The organism is Streptomyces sp. NPDC006458, from assembly GCF_040612135.1.
Lineage (GTDB): Bacteria > Actinomycetota > Actinomycetes > Streptomycetales > Streptomycetaceae > Streptomyces.
Window position 1 is genome coordinate 31598 of sequence record NZ_JBEXPR010000013.1, and the last position, 19449, is coordinate 51046.

At 71.4% G+C, this 19449-nt stretch carries 21 protein-coding genes; 10 read left to right on the plus strand and 11 right to left on the minus strand.

The genetic code is table 11. The features are described from left to right. The first annotated feature begins 218 nt into the window (after positions 1-218). Both recA and recX read left to right on the plus strand, forming a co-directional pair. Positions 219-1343 carry a recombinase RecA gene (gene recA, locus ABZZ79_RS19050; protein ID WP_356690131.1) on the plus strand — a complete coding sequence of 375 codons (1125 nt, stop codon included), beginning with the start codon at positions 219-221 and terminating at the stop codon, positions 1341-1343. Between the two features lie 4 nt (positions 1344-1347). Further along, positions 1348-2124 carry a recombination regulator RecX gene (gene recX, locus ABZZ79_RS19055; protein WP_356690133.1) on the plus strand — a complete coding sequence of 259 codons (777 nt, stop codon included), beginning with the start codon at positions 1348-1350 and terminating at the stop codon, positions 2122-2124. Positions 2125-2135: 11 nt separating this feature from the next. Here recX and ABZZ79_RS19060 read toward each other — a convergent pair whose 3' ends face one another. The 8 genes from ABZZ79_RS19060 to ABZZ79_RS19095 form a co-directional block, all read right to left on the minus strand. Further along, a complete protein-coding gene (locus ABZZ79_RS19060; RefSeq protein ID WP_356690437.1) occupies positions 2136-2537 on the minus strand; it encodes a rhodanese-like domain-containing protein in 402 nt (133 codons plus the stop codon). Positions 2538-2794: 257 nt separating this feature from the next. Further along, a complete protein-coding gene (locus tag ABZZ79_RS19065; protein ID WP_356690135.1) occupies positions 2795-3328 on the minus strand; it encodes a cysteine dioxygenase in 534 nt (177 codons plus the stop codon). Positions 3329-3409: 81 nt separating this feature from the next. Beyond that, entirely contained in the window at positions 3410-3577 is a 168-nt protein-coding gene (locus tag ABZZ79_RS19070) for a putative leader peptide (protein ID WP_356690137.1), read from the minus strand. A 134-nt stretch (positions 3578-3711) separates the two neighbouring features. Then, positions 3712-5421 carry an FAD-dependent monooxygenase gene (locus tag ABZZ79_RS19075; protein ID WP_356690139.1) on the minus strand — a complete coding sequence of 570 codons (1710 nt, stop codon included), beginning with the start codon at positions 5419-5421 and terminating at the stop codon, positions 3712-3714. A 180-nt stretch (positions 5422-5601) separates the two neighbouring features. Next, positions 5602-6537, minus strand: a complete 936-nt coding sequence (locus ABZZ79_RS19080) for an amino acid ABC transporter permease (RefSeq protein ID WP_356690141.1) — start codon at positions 6535-6537, stop codon at positions 5602-5604. Next, positions 6534-7211, minus strand: coding sequence for an amino acid ABC transporter permease (locus tag ABZZ79_RS19085; RefSeq protein ID WP_356690143.1), 678 nt, complete (start codon positions 7209-7211; stop codon positions 6534-6536). The genes ABZZ79_RS19080 and ABZZ79_RS19085 overlap by 4 nt, the downstream gene beginning before the upstream one ends. Before the next feature lie 75 nt (positions 7212-7286). Continuing rightward, positions 7287-8129 carry a glutamate ABC transporter substrate-binding protein gene (locus tag ABZZ79_RS19090; protein WP_356690145.1) on the minus strand — a complete coding sequence of 281 codons (843 nt, stop codon included), beginning with the start codon at positions 8127-8129 and terminating at the stop codon, positions 7287-7289. A 74-nt stretch (positions 8130-8203) separates the two neighbouring features. Continuing rightward, a complete protein-coding gene (locus ABZZ79_RS19095) occupies positions 8204-8980 on the minus strand; it encodes an amino acid ABC transporter ATP-binding protein (RefSeq protein ID WP_356690147.1) in 777 nt (258 codons plus the stop codon). Positions 8981-9267: 287 nt separating this feature from the next. Between ABZZ79_RS19095 and ABZZ79_RS19100 the strand changes: the two genes are divergently transcribed. Continuing rightward, positions 9268-9954 (plus strand): response regulator transcription factor, encoded by a 687-nt coding sequence (locus ABZZ79_RS19100; protein WP_356690149.1) that lies wholly within the window; start codon positions 9268-9270, stop codon positions 9952-9954. Between the two features lie 9 nt (positions 9955-9963). Next, on the plus strand, positions 9964-11364 hold the full coding sequence (locus tag ABZZ79_RS19105) for a HAMP domain-containing sensor histidine kinase (protein ID WP_356690151.1): 1401 nt from the start codon (positions 9964-9966) through the stop codon (positions 11362-11364). An 81-nt stretch (positions 11365-11445) separates the two neighbouring features. Here the strand turns inward: ABZZ79_RS19105 and ABZZ79_RS19110 are convergent, their stop codons facing one another. After that, the gene (locus ABZZ79_RS19110) at positions 11446-12444 is read right to left on the minus strand and encodes a TAXI family TRAP transporter solute-binding subunit (RefSeq protein ID WP_356690153.1); all 999 of its coding nucleotides are present in this window, start codon (positions 12442-12444) and stop codon (positions 11446-11448) included. Positions 12445-12560: 116 nt separating this feature from the next. Between ABZZ79_RS19110 and ABZZ79_RS19115 the strand changes: the two genes are divergently transcribed. From ABZZ79_RS19115 to ABZZ79_RS19125, 3 genes are all read left to right on the plus strand, one after another. Next, positions 12561-12968, plus strand: coding sequence for a MazG nucleotide pyrophosphohydrolase domain-containing protein (locus tag ABZZ79_RS19115; RefSeq protein ID WP_356690155.1), 408 nt, complete (start codon positions 12561-12563; stop codon positions 12966-12968). Positions 12969-13081: 113 nt separating this feature from the next. Beyond that, entirely contained in the window at positions 13082-14611 is a 1530-nt protein-coding gene (gene miaB / locus ABZZ79_RS19120) for a tRNA (N6-isopentenyl adenosine(37)-C2)-methylthiotransferase MiaB (RefSeq protein WP_356690157.1), read from the plus strand. 175 nt (positions 14612-14786) lie between these two features. Then, positions 14787-15497, plus strand: a complete 711-nt coding sequence (locus tag ABZZ79_RS19125; protein WP_356690159.1) for a class III extradiol dioxygenase subunit B-like domain-containing protein — start codon at positions 14787-14789, stop codon at positions 15495-15497. A 242-nt stretch (positions 15498-15739) separates the two neighbouring features. On the opposite strand, the gene ABZZ79_RS19130 is transcribed toward ABZZ79_RS19125, so the two are convergent. Both ABZZ79_RS19130 and ABZZ79_RS19135 read right to left on the minus strand, forming a co-directional pair. Beyond that, complete coding sequence (locus tag ABZZ79_RS19130; protein ID WP_356690161.1) at positions 15740-16009, minus strand: antitoxin; 270 nt, start codon at positions 16007-16009, stop codon at positions 15740-15742. A 23-nt stretch (positions 16010-16032) separates the two neighbouring features. Next, a complete protein-coding gene (locus tag ABZZ79_RS19135) occupies positions 16033-16326 on the minus strand; it encodes a hypothetical protein (RefSeq protein ID WP_356690163.1) in 294 nt (97 codons plus the stop codon). 182 nt (positions 16327-16508) lie between these two features. Between ABZZ79_RS19135 and miaA the strand changes: the two genes are divergently transcribed. The 3 genes from miaA (at position 16509) to dapF (ending at position 19061) form a co-directional block, all read left to right on the plus strand. Continuing rightward, positions 16509-17447, plus strand: coding sequence for a tRNA (adenosine(37)-N6)-dimethylallyltransferase MiaA (miaA, locus tag ABZZ79_RS19140; RefSeq protein ID WP_356690165.1), 939 nt, complete (start codon positions 16509-16511; stop codon positions 17445-17447). Positions 17448-17555: 108 nt separating this feature from the next. Then, positions 17556-18059, plus strand: a complete 504-nt coding sequence (locus ABZZ79_RS19145; protein ID WP_356690439.1) for a hypothetical protein — start codon at positions 17556-17558, stop codon at positions 18057-18059. Between the two features lie 132 nt (positions 18060-18191). After that, positions 18192-19061: a diaminopimelate epimerase gene (gene dapF, locus ABZZ79_RS19150; RefSeq protein WP_356690167.1), complete on the plus strand. Its 870-nt coding sequence runs from the start codon at positions 18192-18194 to the stop codon at positions 19059-19061. The last annotated feature ends 388 nt before the right edge of the window (positions 19062-19449 follow it).

Consider the following 19449-nt stretch of genomic DNA (forward strand, 5'->3'; position numbering starts at 1 on the left):
GACATGGCTCCGCCGCCGCGTGGTGTGCTTGACACTAAAATCGAACATCCATTCTTATGGAGGTTCCGGCGGGGTTCTCCGTGGGTGTTTTGGTGTAGTTCACACGGAGAAATGCCCGAGTTATCCACAGGCCGGACCAGCGTCGGGGCGCATTGTCAGTGGCAGGCGTTAGCGTCTTTGACGTGAAGCGATCGACTCAAGCAAACCGGGTGGAACCCATGGCAGGAACCGACCGCGAGAAGGCCCTGGACGCCGCGCTCGCACAGATTGAACGACAATTCGGCAAGGGCGCGGTCATGCGCATGGGCGAGCGGTCCAGGGAGCCCATCGAGGTCATCCCGACCGGGTCGACCGCGCTCGACGTGGCCCTGGGCGTCGGCGGCCTGCCGCGCGGCCGTGTCGTCGAGATCTACGGACCGGAGTCGTCCGGTAAGACCACGCTGACCCTGCACGCGGTGGCGAACGCGCAGAAGGCCGGCGGCCAGGTCGCGTTCGTGGACGCCGAGCACGCCCTCGACCCCGAGTACGCGCGCAAGCTCGGCGTCGACATCGACAACCTGATCCTCTCCCAGCCGGACAACGGCGAGCAGGCCCTGGAGATCGTGGACATGCTGGTCCGCTCCGGCGCCCTCGACCTCATCGTCATCGACTCCGTCGCCGCGCTCGTCCCGCGCGCGGAGATCGAGGGCGAGATGGGCGACAGCCACGTCGGTCTGCAGGCCCGCCTCATGAGCCAGGCCCTGCGGAAGATCACCAGCGCGCTCAACCAGTCCAAGACCACGGCCATCTTCATCAACCAGCTCCGCGAGAAGATCGGCGTGATGTTCGGCTCCCCGGAGACCACTACCGGTGGCCGGGCGTTGAAGTTCTACGCCTCGGTGCGCATCGACATCCGTCGCATCGAGACCCTGAAGGACGGCACGGAGGCGGTCGGTAACCGCACCCGCTGCAAGGTCGTCAAGAACAAGGTCGCGCCGCCCTTCAAGCAGGCCGAGTTCGACATCCTCTACGGCCAGGGCATCAGCCGTGAGGGCGGACTGATCGACATGGGCGTGGAGCACGGCTTCGTCCGCAAGGCCGGTGCCTGGTACACGTACGAGGGCGACCAGCTCGGCCAGGGCAAGGAGAACGCGCGCAACTTCCTCAAGGACAACCCCGACCTGGCCAACGAGATCGAGAAGAAGATCAAGGAGAAGCTCGGCGTCGGCGTGCGCCCTGAGGAGCCCGCCGCCGAACCGGGCACGGACGCCGCGGCCTCCGCGCCCGCGGACGACGCGAAGTCGGTGCCGGCCCCGGCTGCGGCCAAGACCGCCAAGCCCAAGGCCGCGGCTGCCAAGAGCTGACGGCGTGACACGGCGAACCGACTGGGCCGAGTACGCCCACCCCGGCACTCCCCGGGAGCCGGGGCGGCAGGGCGACACGGGCTTCGCCGGGGACGGTGACGACTGGCCGGACGGCCCCACGCGCTCCGATGACGACGGAGGCCGCCGCGGTGGGAGCGGCCGGCCCGGCGAGGGTGGCTCACGCACGGGGCGTGGGCGCCGTCGGCGGGGCGGGGCGGAGCCGTTCGGCGAGGACGGGGGCTCCCCTGCCTCGTCGAGGGCCGAGACAGGGGAGCCCCCAGGGGACCCGGTGGAGCGGGCACGGGCGATCTGCCTGCGCCTGCTCACCGGGACCCCGCGCACCCGCAAGCAGCTCGCGGACGCCCTGCGCAAGCGGGAGATCCCGGACGAGGTCGCCGAGGAGGTGCTCTCCCGGTTCGAGGAGGTCGGCCTGATCGACGACGGCGCCTTCGCGGACGCGTGGGTGGAGTCCCGGCACCACGGCCGGGGCCTGGCCCGCCGCGCGCTCGCCCAGGAGCTGCGCACCAAGGGCGTCGACTCCTCACTGATCGACTCGGCCGTCTCCCAGCTCGATTCCGAGCAGGAGGAGGCGACCGCGCGCGAGCTGATCGCCCGCAAGCTCCGCGCCACCCGCGGCCTGGACCGCGACAAGCGACTGCGCCGGCTCGCGGGCATGCTCGCCCGCAAGGGCTACTCCGAGGGCATGGCCCTGCGCCTCGTCCGGCAGGCGCTGGAGGAGGAGGGCGAGGAGACGGACCAGCTGGGCGACGAGGGGTTCTGAACCCCGGGCTCCTAGGAGTTCTGGACAGCCACCCGAGGCCCGGCCTCCGTCACCGGAAGCCCGGCCGCCTTCCACGCCTGGAAGCCGCCCACCAGGTCCGTGGCCCGGTGGAGGCCCAGGCGGTGCAGGGATTCGGCGGCCAGACTGGAGGCGTAGCCCTCGTTGCAGATCACCACGACACGGAGGTCATGCCCGGTGGCCTCGGGGAGGCGGTGGCTGCCCAGGGGGTCGAGGCGCCACTCAAGTTCGTTGCGCTCGACGACGAGGGCGCCCGGGATCAGTCCGTCGCGCTCACGCAGGGCGGCGTAGCGGATGTCGACCAGCAGCGCCTCTCCGGCGAGCGCGGCGGCGTGGGCCTCGGCGGGGCCGACCCGCTCGTAGCCGGAGCGCACCCGTTCCAGCAACTCGTCGATACCGACCGGCTGCCGGCCCTCGGCACCGGCCGCACGACCTTGATCACTCCGGGCGTGATCACTCCGGGCGTGCGCGGTCCGGCCGTCCTGGTGGACCGAGGCGTGCGCGGCCCGGCCCTCGTGAACCCCGGCCTGCGCCGCACGACCCGGCTGATCCACCGTAGTACTCACCACAGCTCCTTTGTCCCTGTCGTCGACCCCGCGCTCGCGCCCCGTGGATCCCCGAAGCGCGTCACCACCACTTCTCGTAGCGATGCTCACTGCCAGTCCTCCGGACGCTCGACCTGCTCCAGTCGCAACACCTGGCCGGTGCGGCTGAAGCGGCGGATGCGGGGCAGCGGCGGGTAGTAGGCGTGGACGGAGATCGCGTGGTGCTCGGCGGACTCGTTGAGGACCTCGTGCACGTGGTGCTGCCCGAACGCGCGGCCCTCACCGGCCGGCAGCCGGCGTTCGCGGTCCACGCCCTCGGTCAGTTCCAGGGTCTTCCAGCCGTCGGTGGGCAGCCGGGTGGCGAGCGAGTACTCCGTCAGCTCGCCGCGGGCGGTGAGAAAGGCGCCTACCGAGTCGGCGTGATCGTGCCAGCCGGTACCCGTGCCGGGCGGCCAGCCGATCAGCCACGCCTCACTGCCGCCGGGACCCTCCAGCCGGACCCAGGTACGGCCCTCGGGGTCGAGCGGCAGCGAGGCGATCAGCTCGGCGTCGGCGGCCGTGCGCCGTACGAAGTCGAGAAGGTCCGCCTGAGTCGGGACCCGGGCGGGCGCGGACACAGCGGGGGTGGGGGAAGCAGACAACGGACACCGTCCTGAAGAAATCGCGTGAGCGCGCGCGGCGGCGAAAGGCGGCGGTACGCGCGGAAGGAAAGGGATGCGAGTTCAGCAGGACGGACGACACACGCAGCCTGCGTAGCGGACCAGGTCCATATGGACCCTCCGCCACAGGCGCACATCGGTGTCGGTCACGATCCGGAGTACACCACGCCGGTCCGGACGGGTCAACTCACTGTCTCCATGCGGACGCAGGGTGACGTCGGGAACGGGCACGCACGGGGGTCGCCGAGGGCGTCAGGCAGGGACGGAGACGGGTCGCCGAGGGCGTCAGGCAACGACGGGCACGGGTCGCCGAGCGCGTCAGGCACGGACGGAGACGGGGGGCCACCGAGCGGCGGCCCCCACGCTCACTTCCGGGCAGACGCAGACGCCTCCGCGGCCCCGGAGGCGGACGCGGAGCCCGAAGCCGACGCCGCCGCGGGCTCCTCCGCACCCTCCGCACGCTCCGTCTCCCGCTCCGCAGGCCCCCCGATCGCCGCCTCGGCGGCCGCGTACAGGTCGGCCGGACGGACGCCGTTCAGCGCCGTGACGAGATGGCCGTCGGGACGTACGAGGAGAACGGTGTGGGCGGCCGCGCCCGGGTAGCTCTCGGCGACGAGCAGCTCGGCGGGGTGCGGCAGTGCCGTCACCGCGGCCGCCAGGCGGGGCATGAGCCCGGCCGACACCCAGTGCCTGCGCTCCCACACCCCGGTGCCCGGCGCGATCAGCACCACCAGCAGCGCGCCGCGGCCGAGCCGGTCCCGCAGTCGTACGAAGGTGCCGTCCTCGGCGGTGACCCGTACGTCGGTGACCGGCGCGCCCGCAGGTGTGTCGACCGGGACCTCCGCCTCGATGTGCCGCGGTGCGAGCGGGGAGTCGGCGTAGGTGCCCGGAGCGCCCACCGGGCCCTGCCCCAGGTGGCCGTCCGTGAGCAGCACATCATGGCCGCGCCCGGCGCCCGGGACGTAGGCGCGCAGGCCCTTCCCGCCGCGCAGCAGCGGCAGCACCTGGTCGGCGGCGCGCAGCCGGGCGGCGACGGCGGCGCGCCGCTCGGCCTGGTAGCTGTCGAGCAGCGTCCGGTGCGGCCCGTGGTGCCAGGCGAGCGCCAGCTTCCAGGCGAGGTTGTCGGCGTCCCGCAGCCCCTCGTCGAGCCCCTGGGTGCCGAGCGTGCCGAGCAGGTGGGCCGCGTCCCCGGCGAGAAAGACGCGGCCCACCCGCCAGCGGCGGGCCAGCCGGTGGTGCACGGTGTGCACGCCCGTGTCCAGCAGTTCGTACGGCGGTGTGGCGCCGTCGGTCCAGCCCGTCAGGGTCTCCCGGACGCGGGCGAGCAGCAGCTCGGGGGTGACCAGGTCCTTGCCCGGCGGCAGCAGCCAGTCCAGCCGCCAGACGCCGTCCGGCAGCGGGCGTGCGGTCACCTCCCCGGCCGAGGGGCCCGACGTCCGCCACGGCGGTGTCCGATGGAGCAACGCGCGACCGGGCCACGGAAGTTCCGCGCGCAGGGCGGCCACGGCGTGTCGCTCCACCGCCGTACGACCCGGGAAGCGGATGCCCTGGAGTTTGCGCACGGTGGAGCGGGGGCCGTCGCAGCCGACCAGGTAGCTGCCGCGCCACCAGGTCCCCTTGGAGCCGCGGGTGCGCGCGGTGACGCCGGAGGGTTCCTGCTCCAGCGTGTCGAGCCTGCTGTCCACGGCGACGCGGACGAGCCGTTCACCGGCCAGTGCCGCGCGCAGCGCGCCGGTCAGCACGTGCTGGGCGATGTGCAGGGGCGCGGAGACCGGCGTGGCCTCGGGGTCGCTCTCCGGGGCGGCGGGGCCGGCGAAGTCGATCTCGCGCATGACCTGCCTGCGCCGCACCGACCGCCAGCCGGACCACTGGACACCGGCCTTGTCGAGCGGCAGTCCGGTCAGCCGCTCCATGAGCGCGGCGGTGTCCTCGCGAAGTACGACCGTCCGGGCGAGGCGCGGTTCATCCTTGCCGGGTCCCTCGTCCAGCACGACGGACGGCACTTCCTGGCGGGCCAGCGCCAGGGCGAGCGTGAGCCCGACGGGCCCCGCTCCGACGATGATCACCGGGTCCACGGCGCGGCGCTCCCTGCTCGTGGCGGTGTCTCAGGAGAGGTGTGTGAACAGGAGGTTTGAGCAGGGTGCACGATCACAGAACGTATGCAACCCATTGCCGGTGCTTGCGTCAAGTGACGAAGGCAGTGGCGTCCCCGCCACTGCCTTCGCGCCGTTCATGTCGCCTGACTGTGTCTCAGGTCAACTGCGGGGCGGAAAGGTGAGTCCGCTCGGGCCGCCGCCCTCGCCTCCGGTCCCGAAGGTGCCGCCCACCCCGGCCGGGTTCACTTCCTCGTCCTCGGCGGAGAGCACCGCACCCGTGCTCCGCTTGCTGCGCCGCAGCCTGCCCTCCAGCCAGCTCGCGAAGCTGGTCAGGATGAAGTTGAGGATGATGTAGATGATCGCGACGACGATGAAGCTCGGGATGACGTTGGCGTAGAACGCCGCGAGCGTGCCGCGGGCGTTGAGCAGTTCGGTGAAGCCGATCATCGCACCGCCGAGCGCGGTGTCCTTCACGATGACGACGAGCTGGCTGACGATGGCCGGCAGCATGGCCGTGACCGCCTGCGGGAGCAGGATGCTGGTCATCGTCTGGCTCTTGCGCAGACCGATCGCCTCGGCGGCCTCCGTCTGGCCCTTGGGCAGGGCAAGGATGCCGGCGCGAACGACCTCGGCGAGGACCGAGGCGTTGTAGAGCACCAGGCCCGTGACGACCGCGTACAGCGGCCGGTCCGCACTGGAGACGTCGGTGGAGCGGGCGTAGAACTCGTTGGCGAACAGCATCAGCAGCAGCACCGGGATGGCCCGGAAGAACTCGACCACGACGCTGGCCGGGATGCGGACCCAGCGGTGGTCGGACATGCGTGCGATGCCGAAGACGGCGCCCAGCGGCAGGGCGATGACCATCGCGAGCGCGGCGGCCTTGAGGGTGTCGGCGAGTCCGGGCAGCAGATACGTCGTCCAGGCCTCGGACTCGGTGAACGGCTTCCAGAGCTTCCACTCCAGCTGGCCCTTGTCGTCCATGACCTGCCACACCCACCACAGGACCAGGGCGAGCAGGGCGAAGAAGACGATGGACAGCAGCAGGTTGCGCCGTTTGGCCTTGGGGCCGGGGGCGTCATAGAGGACCGAACTCATCGCTTCACCGCCAGTCGCTTGCTGAGCCAGCCGAGGAACAGGCCGGTGGGCAGGGTCAGAACCACGAACCCGAAGGCGAAGACGGCGCCGATGAGCAGCGTCTGTGCCTCGTTCTCGATCATTTCCTTCATCAGGGAGGCCGCTTCGGCGACACCGATCGCGGCCGCCACGGTGGTGTTCTTGGTCAGCGCGATCAGGACATTGGCGAGCGGGCCGATGACCGCGCGGAACGCCTGCGGCAGCACGATCAGCCGCAGCACCTGGCTGAAGCTCAGCCCCAGCGCGCGGGCGGCCTCGGCCTGGCCCACGGGCACCGTGTTGATGCCGGAGCGCAGCGACTCGCAGACGAACGCGGCGGTGTAGGCGACGAGGCCGAGGATCGCCAGACGGAAGCCCTGGAGTTCGAAGTCGTCCGGCGCGCCCATGGTCACACCGAAGATGTCGGCGAGGCCGAGCGAGGTGAAGACGATGATGACCGTCAGAGGGATGTTCCGGACGATGTTCACGTACGAGGTGCCGAAGCCGCGCATCAGCGGGACCGGGCTGACCCGCATCGCGGCCAGCAGGGTGCCCCAGACGAGTGAACCGATGCCGGAGAAGACGGTGAGCTGCACCGTGACCCAGAACGCGCCCAACAGGCTCGGGTCGTTGTAGTCAGATAGAAAATCGAACACAGTTTCCCGCGCTTCCGGGGGTAGGGGTGTGCGGGTGCGCCGCCCCTAGGGGCGGCGCACCACCAGGCCGGGGCCTCAGCTCACGATGACGCCGATCTTCGGGGCGGGCTCGTTCTGGTATCCGGCCGGACCGAAGTTGTCCTTCACGGCCTTGTCCCAGGCGCCGTCGCTGACCATCTTCTCGAGGGCCTTGTTGATCTTGTCGACGGTCGCGGCGTCACCCTTCTTCACGCCGACGCCGTAGTTCTCGTTGCTCAGCTTCAGACCGGCGAGCTTGAACTGACCCTTGTACTGCTCCTGCGCGGCGAAGCCGGCCAGGATCGAGTCGTCGGTGGTCACCGCGTCGACGGCACCGCTCTGCAGACCCGCGATGCACTCGGAGTACGTGCCGTACTCCTTGAGCTGGGCGTCCGGGGCGATGTCGTTCTTGACGTTCTGCGCCGAGGTCGAGCCGGTCACCGAGCACAGCTTCTTGCCGTTGAGGTCGGTGCCCTTGGTGATGTCGGAGTCCGACTTGATCAGCAGGTCCTGGTGGGCCAGCAGGTACGGGCCGGCGAAGTCGACCTTCTGCTTGCGCTCGTCGGTGATCGAGTAGGTCGCGGTGATGAACTTGACGTCGCCGCGGGCCAGCGCGTTCTCGCGGTCGGCGCTCTTGGTCTCGACGAACTCGATCTGGTCGGGCTCGTAGCCGAGCTCCTTGGCCACGTACGTGGCCACGTCCACGTCGAAGCCGGAGAACTTGTCGCCGGGCTCCTTCAGGCCGAGACCGGGCTGGTCGTACTTGATGCCGACCTTGATCGTTTCGCCGCCGCTGGAGCCCGAGCCGCTGTCCTTCTCGTCGTCGCCCCCACAGGCCGTCGCGGTGAGGGACAGGACGAGCGCAGCCGCGGCCGCGGCGGAGACCTTGCGGAGCTTCATGGTGAACATCCTTCGTGTGGTGAGGAGATGCCGTGTTGCCGGATGACGCTTTACATCGCGGGAGCGACGAAACGTCAGTGGTGCAGGATCTTCGACAGGAAGTCCTTGGCGCGGTCGCTGCGCGGGTTGCTGAAGAACTGGTCTGGCGCAGCCTCTTCGACGATCCGGCCGTCCGCCATGAACACCACGCGGTTTGCCGCCGATCGTGCGAATCCCATCTCATGGGTGACGACGACCATGGTCATGCCGTCGCGGGCCAGCTGCTGCATGACCTCCAGGACCTCGTTGATCATCTCCGGGTCGAGAGCCGACGTCGGCTCGTCGAAGAGCATGACCTTGGGGCCCATGGCCAGGGCGCGGGCGATGGCGACACGCTGTTGCTGGCCGCCGGAGAGCTGGGCGGGGTACTTGTCCGCCTGGCTGGCCACGCCGACCCGGTCCAGCAGGGCGCGGGCCTTCTCCTCGGCCTGCTTCTTGTCCGCCCTGCGGACCTTGAGCTGGCCGAGGATGACGTTCTCGAGCACTGTCTTGTGCGCGAAGAGGTTGAAGGACTGGAACACCATGCCGACATCCGCGCGCAGCCGCGCGAGGGCCTTGCCCTCGGCGGGAAGCGGCCTGCCGTCGATGGTGATGGTGCCGGAGTCGACCGACTCCAGCCGGTTGATGGTGCGGCACAGGGTGGACTTGCCGGACCCGGAGGGCCCGATGACCACGACGACCTCGCCGCGCGCGATCGTGAGATCGATGTCCTGCAGGACGTGCAACGCGCCGAAGTGCTTGTTGACGCTCTTCAGGACGACCAGTTCGCCATTCGCGGCCGTGTCTTCCTTGGCCACCGATACTTCGGTCATCGCTCTCTGGCTCCGTCCTCCTCGGTTTCGGAGGACAGTAATAACCCTACGCGACCAGCGTCATTACATCTGAGGGGAATCTGAGCATCACGATCCGATAGCAATCGGACACGTGTTGTAGCACTTGTGACCTGGGCGCGTATCGGCCGGATAACGGAAGCCGCGCGCACCCGGAACCCTCTTGACGTCGTCCTCGTCCATCGGCGTGACTGCCATGATGCACGCGCACGCGTGCACACGCTTGCAGACGACGAGACCGTACGCGCCATGAAGCGAAGGAGGCCGGGATGAGACTGCTTCTCGTCGAGGACGACAACCATGTCGCCGCCGCCCTGTCCGCGGTACTGGCGCGGCACGGCTTCGACGTCACCCATGCCCGCAGCGGCGAGGAGGCCCTGCAGGCCCTCGTCCCCGAGGGGGCGGGCTTCGGCGTCGTCCTGCTCGACCTCGGCCTGCCCGACCAGGACGGCTACGAGGTCTGCGGGAAGATCCGCAAGCGCACCAGCACCCCGGTCATCATGGTCACCGCGCGTTCCGACGTCCGCTCCCGCATCCATGGCCTCAACCTGGGGGCGGACGACTACGTCGTCAAGCCGTACGACACCGGAGAACTGCTCGCGCGCATCCACGCGGTCAGCAGGCGCACCGTGCCGGAGGACGCCGCGGGCGGCGGCGACGCCGTGCTGCGCCTGGGAACCGTGCACATCGAACTGCCCACGCGCAGGGTCAGTGTGGACGGTTCGGTCGTCCAACTGACCCGCAAGGAGTTCGATCTCCTCGCCCTGCTGGCGCAGCGGCCCGGGGTCGTCTTCCGTCGGGAACAGATCATCAGCGAGGTGTGGCGCACGAGTTGGGAGGGGACGGGGCGCACTCTTGAGGTGCATGTGGCGTCCCTGCGCGCCAAGCTGCGGATGCCCGCGCTGATCGAGACCGTGCGCGGCGTCGGCTACCGGCTCGTCGCCCCCGCCGCCTAGCGGGCCAGGGTGCGCACTCGACTCCTGCCGCTGCTCACCGTCCTGCTGGCGGCCGTCCTGCTGGCACTCGGCGTGCCGCTCGCCGTCAGCGTGGCCGCCGGGGAGCAGCAGAGCGTGATCGTCGACCGGATCGACGACACGGCCCGCTTCGCCGCGCTCGCCCAGTACGTCACACCCACGACGACCGGCCCCGGCGCCACCTCCCCGGACCAGCGCACCCTCAGCCGCGAACTGGCCAGTTACTACGAGGTCTACGGCATTCGTGCCGGAGTCTTCTATCGCAACGGCTCCCCGATGGCTCAGGCGCCCACCGACTGGCTGCTCCCAGACGAGGGGGAGGTGCGCCGGGCGTTCGCCGAGGCGCTGCTCAGCCGGCGCAGCCAGGACCCCAAGCAGATATGGCCCTGGCAGCGCCGCAGCATGGTCGTCGCCTCACCCGTCATCCGGGACGGCGACGTCGTCGCGGTCGTCGTCACCGACTCGCCCACCGGCGCGATGCGCTCCCGCATCCTGAACGGCTGGCTGCTCGTGGCCGCGGGCGAGTTCGCCGCGATGCTGCTGGCCGTCGGCGCGGCCCTGCGGCTGACCGGCTGGGTGCTGCGGCCCGTACGCATCCTGGACGCGACCACCCACGCCATAGCGAGCGGCCGGCTGAAGTCCCGGGTCGCGGTCGCGAGCGGCCCGCCGGAACTCAGACGGCTGGCCCGGTCGTTCAACGAGATGGCGGACAACGTCGAGGACGTGCTGGAGCAGCAGCGCGCCTTCGTCGCCGACGCCTCGCACCAGTTGCGCAACCCCCTCGCCGCGCTGCTGCTGCGCATCGAACTGCTCGCCCTCGAACTGCCCGAGGGCAACGAGGAGATCGCCTCGGTCCAGACCGAGGGCCGCCGTCTTGCCCAGGTCCTGGACGATCTGCTCGACCTGGCGCTGGCCGAGCACGCCCAGGCCGACCTGAGCCTGACCGACATCGGCGCGCTCACCGCCGAGCGGGTCGCGGCCTGGTCCCCGACGGCCGAGGCGAAGGGCGTACGGTTCGTGGGGGACTGCCCGCCGACCACCGCCTGGGCGGACCCGGTCGCGCTGTCCAGCGCCCTGGACGCGGTGATCGACAACGCGGTGAAGTTCACCCCCGAGGACGAGTGCGTGGAGGTCGCGGTCGCCTCGAACGGCGACATGTCGACCATCGTGGTCGCCGACCGGGGGCCGGGGCTCACCGAGGAGGAACTCACCCGCGTCGGCGATCGTTTCTGGCGTAGCGGGCAGCACCAGAACATCAAGGGCTCCGGGCTGGGACTGTCCATCTCCAGGGTCCTGCTGGAGGCGGGCGGCGGTTCCATCGCGTACGACCACCGTGAGCCGCACGGGCTGCGGGTGACGGTGTCGGTGCCGCGGTCGGGGCCTGTGCGGTAGGGGCCTGTGGGGTAGAGGCTGCGGTGGATGCTTGTGCCGTCGGGGCCTGCGGTCCGAAGGACCTGATGACCCCGCGGCGGGCTACGGCTTGACCGAGCGGTAGTAGCGCCGTGCCCCTTCGTGCAGGGGCACCGGGTCGGTGTAGATGGCCGTGCGCAGGTCGACGAGCTGGGCCGAGTGGACATCGGCACCGATCTTGTCCCGGCTCCTGATCACGGTCCGGGTCAGCCACTCGGTGAGCTTCGGGTCCACGTCCGAGCGTGTGACGAGGAGATTGGACACCGCCATCGTCGGCACGGGCGTGCCGTGCTGGACGGCCGGATAGGCCGACTCCGGCATGGTGGTGGCCCGGTAGTAGCGGGCGGCGCCGCCCTGGCTCTGCAGCCTGGTCACGAAGTCGGCGTCCAGCGGGACGAACCGGAAGGCGAAATCGTCGGCGAGCTCCGTCAGACCGTCCGTGGGCAGTCCGCCGGACCAGAAGAACGCGTCGATCCGGCCGCTCTTGAGGCCCTCGGGACCGGTGGCGATGCCGTCGGAGAGCGGGGTGATGCCGGTCCGCGGGTCGATACCGGCGGTCCTCAGCACCTGGGTGGCGATCAGCCGGACTCCGGAGTCCGGCAGTCCGATGGCCACCCGCTTGCCCTTGAGGTCCTCGACCGACTCCACGTCCGAGCTGCTCGGCACGACCAGATGCACATAGTCGTCGTACAGCCGTGCGACACCGCGCAGCTGCTCGGCCCCCGGGCCCGCGTCCTCGCGGTACGTCTCCACGGCGTCGGCTGCGGCGATGGTGAAATCGGCCGTGCCTGCGGCCACCCGGGCCACGTTCTTCTGCGACCCGTCGCTGAGCTGGAGCCGCACGTCCAGGTCCGGCATGTCCCGCTTCAGCGCGTTGCGCAGCAGGCTGCCGTACTTCTGGTAGACGCCGTGCGGCGAACCCGTGCTGAACGTGATGTTCCCGCTCGGCGGCTCGTCCCCGAGCGGCAGCAGCCACCACAGCAGCAGCCCGACCGCCATGAACGCGGCGCCCGCCCCCTGGAGGGCACGCCGCCTGCCGACTCGGGGGAACGCCTTGAACATGGGCGCGATCCTGCCAGGCCGGGCGGGGTGCTGACCAGGGGCGCAGGGGGAGCGGAGCCGACGAGGGCCCCGGCCGGGCCCGGGGGACTGTCAGTGGCGGCCGTTAGAGTCGGCGCATGAATCCCTCGCCCGCCGATCTCATCCGTGAGTTCCACCACGCCTTCGGTCTGGCCGCACGCACCACGCCCACCGAGGTCGCCCCGGAGCTCGCGGCGCACCGCGGGGAACTGCTCGCGGAGGAGGCGGCGGAGGTCGCGGAGGTGTCGGTGTCCGGCCCGCTGGACCGGCTCGCGCACGAGCTGGCGGACGTCGTGTACGTCGCCTACGGCACCGCCCTCGTGCACGGCATCGACCTGGACGCCGTGCTCGCCGAGATCCACCGCTCCAACATGACCAAGCTGGGGCCCCACGGCCAGATCGCCCGCCGCGCCGACGGCAAGGTCCTCAAGGGCGAGCACTACGAGGCCCCGGACGTCTCGGCCGTCCTGCGACGCCAGGGCTGGACACCCGGCACGCAGGCCTGACCGGGCCCGGCCGCGCCCCGGGAGCCCCCACCCGGGCAGCGGGACCCCGCTGCCGAACGGGTGGCCGTAAAGCCCGGGACAAGGCCCTCCCCGGACCGCCTACCCTTGAACGCATGACCAGCAGCAGCGACCGGAGCCCGGCAGTGGACGTTCAAGGGACCAAGACGTACGAAGTGCGCACCTACGGGTGCCAGATGAACGTCCACGACTCCGAGCGGTTGTCCGGACTGCTCGAGGACGCCGGATACGTCCGCGCCCCCGCGGGAGCGGACGGCGACGCCGACGTCGTGGTCTTCAACACCTGCGCCGTGCGCGAGAACGCCGACAACCGGCTCTACGGCAACCTCGGCCACCTCGCGCCGAAGAAGGCCCAGCGTCCGGGCATGCAGATCGCCGTCGGCGGCTGCCTGGCCCAGAAGGACCGCGACACCATCGTGAAGCGGGCGCCCTGGGTGGACGTCGTCTTCGGCACGCACAACATCGGCAAGCTCCCGGTGCTGCTGGAGCGCGCGCGGGTGCAGCAGGAGGCGCAGGTCGAGATCGCCGAGTCGCTGGAGGCGTTCCCGTCCACGCTGCCGACCCGCCGCGAGAGCGCGTACGCCGCCTGGGTCTCCATCTCCGTCGGCTGCAACAACACCTGTACGTTCTGCATCGTCCCGGCGCTGCGCGGCAAGGAGAAGGACCGCCGCCCCGGCGACATCCTCGCCGAGGTCGAGGCCCTGGTCTCCGAGGGCGTCTCCGAGATCACGCTGCTCGGCCAGAACGTCAACGCGTACGGCAGCGACATCGGCGACCGTGAGGCCTTCAGCAAGCTGCTGCGCGCCTGCGGGAACATCGAGGGGCTGGAGCGGGTCCGTTTCACCTCCCCGCACCCGCGTGACTTCACCGACGACGTGATCGCCGCGATGGCCGAGACGCCGAACGTGATGCCGCAGCTGCACATGCCGCTGCAGTCGGGCTCGGACACCGTCCTGAAGGCGATGCGCCGCTCCTACCGTCAGGAGCGCTACCTGGGGATCATCGACAAGGTCCGCGCCGCCATCCCGCACGCCGCGATCACCACCGACATCATCGTCGGCTTCCCCGGCGAGACCGAGGAGGACTTCGAGCAGACGCTGCACGTCGTCCGCGAGGCCCGCTTCGCCCAGGCGTTCACCTTCCAGTACTCCAAGCGGCCCGGCACCCCGGCCGCGACCATGGACGGCCAGATCCCCAAGGAGGTCGTCCAGGCGCGCTACGAGCGGCTGGTCGCCCTCCAGGAGGAGATCTCCTGGGACGAGAACAAGAAGCAGGTCGGCCGCACCCTGGAACTGATGGTCGCCGAGGGCGAGGGCCGCAAGGACGGCGCCACCCACCGCCTGTCCGGCCGTGCCCCCGACAACCGCCTGGTCCACTTCACCAAGCCGGAGCAGGCGGTCCGCCCCGGTGACGTCGTCACCGTCGAGGTGACCTACGCCGCCCCGCACCACCTCCTCGCCGAGGGCCAGGTGCTGGAGGTGCGCCGTACGCGCGCGGGCGACGCCTGGGAGCAGCGCACCGCCCAGGAACAGGAGAAGAAGCAGGGCGTCATGCTCGGCCTGCCCAAGGTGGGCGTCCCGGCGCCGCTGCCGGTGGCCGCGGGCAGCGGCTGCGGCTGCGACTGAGGGATGTGCTGACCGAGGGGTGACGGCGGGGGCGGCCTCGCCGGGCCGGCCGCGCGGCCGCCGGTGACGGTTGGGGACGCTCTTCGACCCGGAGGGCGTCCCGTCCCGGCGGCGGCACGCGCGTACGCGCCGGTCGCCCGCCCCCCGCGCACGTGCGCGGGTTACGCTGCCGATCATGCTTGTCGCCGCCGCAGTCTGCCCCTGCCCCCCACTGCTGGTCCCCGAAGTCGCCGCGGGTGCCGCGCCCGAACTGGATGCCGCCCGTGCCGCGTGCGCGGACGCCCTGGGTCTGCTCGCCGCAGCCCGGCCCGATCTGCTGGTGGTCGTGGGGCCGGACGCGGAGACGGGGCCGACGGCGTACGCGCAGGGGACACCCGGCTCGTTCCGGGGCTTCGGCGTCGAGCGTGACGTGACGCTGGGGCAGACGCGGGACGGCGCCGCCGGAACCCTCCCTCCGTCCCTCGCCGTCGCCGGATGGCTGCTGGAGCCGACCGGCTGGGCGGATGCCCCGATCGAGGGACTCGGCGTGGGGGAACCGCTCGCGGTCGAGCGGTGTATCGAAATCGGAAGCGAAATCGCCGTCCGGGCGGAACGGGTGGCACTGCTGGTGATGGGCGACGCCAGCGCGTGCCGCACACTCAAGGCCCCCGGCTACCTCGACGAACGGGCCGAGCCGTTCGACGCGGACGCCGCGCGGGCACTGGGGTCGGCGGACCTCGCGGCCCTCAAGGGTCTGGACACCGAACTGGCCCGTGAGCTGAAGGTCTCCGGCCGGGCGCCCTGGCAGGTCCTCGCGGGTGCGGCCGACGGCGCCGCCCTGCGAGGCGCCCTGCTGTACGAGGACGCGCCCTACGGGGTGGGATACCTGGTCGCGGCCTGGTCGTAGGGCCAAGGGCGCACGGCAGGGACGGGACCCGGCAGGGACGGGACCCTGCAGGGTCCAGGAGGCGTGGGGACGGCCTTGCACGTACGGCAGTACCACGCAGATGCGCGGGACCTGCCCGCCCCAGCGGCCCGGGACGCACGGAGAACGGCGGGCGGCCGGGAGGCTGGGCTCCCCCGCCGCGCACCGAAATGGCGGGCGGCCGGGAGACTGGCTCCCCGGCCGTCCGCCGGTCGGTACGTCGCTCAGGAGGCCGGCGGCGGGGAGTCCGGCGGTGCGGCGGGGCGGTCGGCGGCCCCGGTGCCCTCCTTGTGCGCGAGGCGGTTCATGGCCTCCTTGGCCTTGCCCGTGCCCGTGTGGATCTTGCCGCTGTACTTGCCCTTGGTCTTTTCGTCGACGACCTTCGCCGCCTTGTCCAGACCGTGATGGATCTTGTCCCCGTGTTGCTGCGCGAGGCCGGAGACCTTGTCCTTGGCCGGGGAGAGCTTGCCCTTCAGGTTGTGCAGGAGACCCATGGTCCACCTTCCGTAGCGGCGGGTTATCTGCGGGCGCCCTCGCCGGCCTCGTTGTCGGCCGCCTCCTCGGCGGACTGCTGCTTGGGGATGCCGACTCCGTCACCCGCGGTGTCCGCGGCGGACTCCTCGCCCGGCCCCTCAACCGGCACCTCGGTCACCGTCCCGGCCGTGGCCTCGGCCGGCTCCCGCGTCGTCCCGGTAGCGTCCGTCGCCTCACCCGCGTCGGCCCCGGTCGCCGACGCGGCGGCCTGTGCCTCGGCGGTCGACGTCTTCTCCGTGGCCCTGGACCTTCGGAGAAGTCGCGCAAAAACGCCCATATCCACTCCATACGTTACTCGTGCGGGGGAAATCCCGCGTTGCCCGGTGCGTCCGATTGCGTCGCCCGGGTCACCGCCTCCGTGCGCGGGCGGCGAGAACCTCGCTTCGGGGAACGACACCGGACCGCCGCCGTCACGTAACTCGTTCGGGGCCACCCCTTGAGGTTTGGGAGACTGGTGCGGTGAGCAGCGCAGCCCCCGCCCCCCGAGTCATCGCCGTCGTCGGACCCACCGCGGCCGGAAAGTCAGATCTGGGCGTCTTCCTCGCCCGGCAACTCGGCGGTGAGGTCGTCAACGCCGACTCCATGCAGCTGTACCGGGGGATGGACATCGGTACCGCGAAACTGACGCCCGAGGAACGCGGCGGCATCCCACACCACCTGCTCGACATCTGGGACGTCACGGTCACGGCGTCCGTCGCCGAGTACCAGCGGCTCGCGCGTGGGCGCATCGACGCCCTGCTGGCCGAGGGGCGCTGGCCGATCCTGGTCGGCGGCTCGGGCCTCTACGTCCGCGGTGCCGTCGACAACCTGGAGTTCCCCGGCACCGACCCCGAGGTCAGGGCCCGGCTGGAGGAGGAGCTCGCGCTGCGCGGCTCCGGGGCCCTGCACGCGCGCCTCGCCGCCGCCGATCCGGAGGCCGCGCGGGCGATCCTGCCCAGCAACGGACGCCGGATCGTGCGCGCGCTGGAGGTGATCGAGATCACCGGCCGGCCGTTCACCGCCAACCTGCCCGGCCACGACTCGGTCTACGACACCGTCCAGATCGGCGTCGACGTGGCGCGCCCCGAGCTGGACGAGCGCATCGCGCGCCGGGTCGACCGGATGTGGGAGTCCGGTCTGGTGGAGGAGGTGCGGGAGCTGGAGGCGCAGGGACTGCGTGAGGGGCGTACGGCCGCGCGGGCGCTCGGTTACCAGCAGGTTCTCGCCGCGTTGTCGGAGGAATGCACGATGGACCAGGCGCGTGACGAGACCGTTCGTGCCACCAAGCGCTTCGCGCGCCGTCAGGATTCGTGGTTCAGGCGGGACCCGCGGGTGCACTGGCTGAGTGGGGCTGCGGCGGATCTCACAGAACTTCCGCACCGCGCACTGGCGTTGATCGAACGACCGGTTACAGCCTGATCACGTCATGGCATCGGGACGCTCCGGCCGTCATCCGGGCCTCCGGTGCCGTGCCATCATCGAGCTTCGATCGACCAAGTGGAGTCCGAGTTGGGAGGGCGCGTGGCGATGGAGGCCGGCCCTCGCGACACCGCACAAGACACCGAACCCGTCACCGCCGACAGCGGGGCGACGGAGCTGGACGAGCAGCGTCTGAGCTCCGACGGGCCCGACGAGACGCCGGACGGGGTGACCGACGACGGCCCCGAGCCGGAGGAGATGTTCGCGGGCGGTCCCGAGGTCGAGGTCGAGCTGCGCCCCCAGCGCAGGCTGCGGATCTGGCAGCTCGCGCCCATCGTGGGCCTCGCCGCGCTCGGCTCCCTGATGTTCGCCTTCCCGCTGGCCTTCGACTTCGGTGACAGCGGCGCCGTGATCGCCATGCTGGGCCTGCTGATCTCCTCCTGCGCCGCGGGCTGGGGCATGATGGCCGCCCGCCGCGTCGGCCACACCTGGCCCGGCCTCCCGCAGCGCGGCTCCGGCCGGCGGCCCGACTGGCGGGTCGTGATCGCCTACGTCGTCGTGGTCCTGGCCGTCGTGGTGCTGGCGGTGTGGCGGGTCGCGCGGCTGCGCTGACGCCGGACCGCGCCGAGGCCGGCTTAGGCCGCTGTGCCGCCGCCGGTGCAGGCCATCAGGTGATGCCACCGGTGCCGGCCATCAGGTGATACGGCACGTCGGGGTGTCGTACCCACGCCGTACGATCGAGGAATGAGCACGCGGATCGCCTTCCTCAAGGGTCACGGCACCGAGAACGACTTCGTGATCGTCCCGGACCCCGAGAACGCCATCGACCTGCCCCCGGCCGCCGTGGCCGCCCTGTGCGACCGTCGCGCGGGCATCGGCGGTGACGGACTGCTGCACGTGGTGCGCTCCGCCGCGCATCCCGAGGCGCGCGGGATGGCCGCGGAGGCGGAGTGGTTCATGGACTACCGCAACAGCGACGGCTCGATCGCAGAGATGTGCGGCAATGGCGTGCGGGTGTTCGCGCGCTACCTCCAGCACGCCGGGCTGGTCGCCGAGGGAGACCTCACCGTCGCCACGCGCGGGGGCGTGAAGAGCGTGCACCTCGCCAAGGACGGTGACGTCACCGTCGGCATGGGCAAGGCCCGCCTGCCCGAGTCGGACGTCACGGTCGCCGTCGGCGATCACAGCTGGCCCGCGCGCAATGTGAACATGGGCAACCCGCACGCGGTCGCCTTCGTCGACGACCTCGCCGACGCGGGGGCGCTGCACGAGGCGCCGCCGTTCAGCCCGGCCTCCGCCTACCCGGACGGGGTGAACGTCGAGTTCGTCGTCGACCGCGGCCCCCGGCACGTGGCGATGCGCGTGCACGAGCGCGGCTCCGGCGAGACCCGCTCCTGCGGCACGGGCGCCTGCGCGGTCGCCGTCGCCACCGCCCGCCGCGACGGCGCCGACCCCGCGGTGACCGGCACTCCCGTCACCTACACCGTCGACGTTCTCGGTGGCCGCCTGCTGATCACGGAGCACCCCGACGGCACCGTCGAGATGACCGGCCCGGCCGTGATCGTCGCCGAGGGCGAACTGGACGCGGAGTGGCTGGAGAGCGCCAGAGGCTGAACCCGACCAGGCCGTCCGGTCTCGGCCCTTTCCGCCCGGGGGCTGGTCGTGCGGAGGCCCGTCCCGGCGTCGAGTACCGGCCAGGTCGTCCCGCCTCGGCCCGTCCGCTCCGGCGCTGGCACGAAGGACTGCCCCGGTATCGAGCACCGGCCGGGTGGTCCCGCCTCGGCCCGTCCCGCCCTGGGACTGGGATCGTGGAGGACACGCCCCGGCATCGAGCACCGGGGCCCGGCCGTCCCGTCTCGGCCGCTCCGCTCCGGGACTGGTCGTGCGGAGGCCCGTCCCGGTATCGAGCACCGGCCGGGTGGTCCCGCCTTGGCCCTTCCCGCCCCGGGAGTGGTCGTGCAGAGGTCCGTCCCGGCGTCGAGTACCGGCCAGGTCGTCCAGC

Bases quoted from the DNA above. Each gene is read 5' to 3' on its own strand.
- ABZZ79_RS19090 (WP_356690145.1), bottom strand. From the start codon at position 8,129: ATGAAGCTCCGCAAGGTCTCCGCCGCGGCCGCGGCTGCGCTCGTCCTG.
- ABZZ79_RS19100 (WP_356690149.1), top strand. From the start codon at position 9,268: ATGAGACTGCTTCTCGTCGAGGACGACAACCATGTCGCCGCCGCCCTG.
- miaB (WP_356690157.1), top strand. From the start codon at position 13,082: ATGACCAGCAGCAGCGACCGGAGCCCGGCAGTGGACGTTCAAGGGACC.
- ABZZ79_RS19110 (WP_356690153.1), bottom strand. From the start codon at position 12,444: ATGTTCAAGGCGTTCCCCCGAGTCGGCAGGCGGCGTGCCCTCCAGGGG.
- ABZZ79_RS19130 (WP_356690161.1), bottom strand. From the start codon at position 16,009: ATGGGTCTCCTGCACAACCTGAAGGGCAAGCTCTCCCCGGCCAAGGAC.
- ABZZ79_RS19135 (WP_356690163.1), bottom strand. From the start codon at position 16,326: ATGGGCGTTTTTGCGCGACTTCTCCGAAGGTCCAGGGCCACGGAGAAG.
- ABZZ79_RS19145 (WP_356690439.1), top strand. From the start codon at position 17,556: ATGGAGGCCGGCCCTCGCGACACCGCACAAGACACCGAACCCGTCACC.
- ABZZ79_RS19080 (WP_356690141.1), bottom strand. From the start codon at position 6,537: ATGAGTTCGGTCCTCTATGACGCCCCCGGCCCCAAGGCCAAACGGCGC.
- ABZZ79_RS19095 (WP_356690147.1), bottom strand. From the start codon at position 8,980: ATGACCGAAGTATCGGTGGCCAAGGAAGACACGGCCGCGAATGGCGAA.
- recA (WP_356690131.1), top strand. From the start codon at position 219: ATGGCAGGAACCGACCGCGAGAAGGCCCTGGACGCCGCGCTCGCACAG.
- ABZZ79_RS19125 (WP_356690159.1), top strand. From the start codon at position 14,787: ATGCTTGTCGCCGCCGCAGTCTGCCCCTGCCCCCCACTGCTGGTCCCC.
- ABZZ79_RS19115 (WP_356690155.1), top strand. From the start codon at position 12,561: ATGAATCCCTCGCCCGCCGATCTCATCCGTGAGTTCCACCACGCCTTC.
- dapF (WP_356690167.1), top strand. From the start codon at position 18,192: ATGAGCACGCGGATCGCCTTCCTCAAGGGTCACGGCACCGAGAACGAC.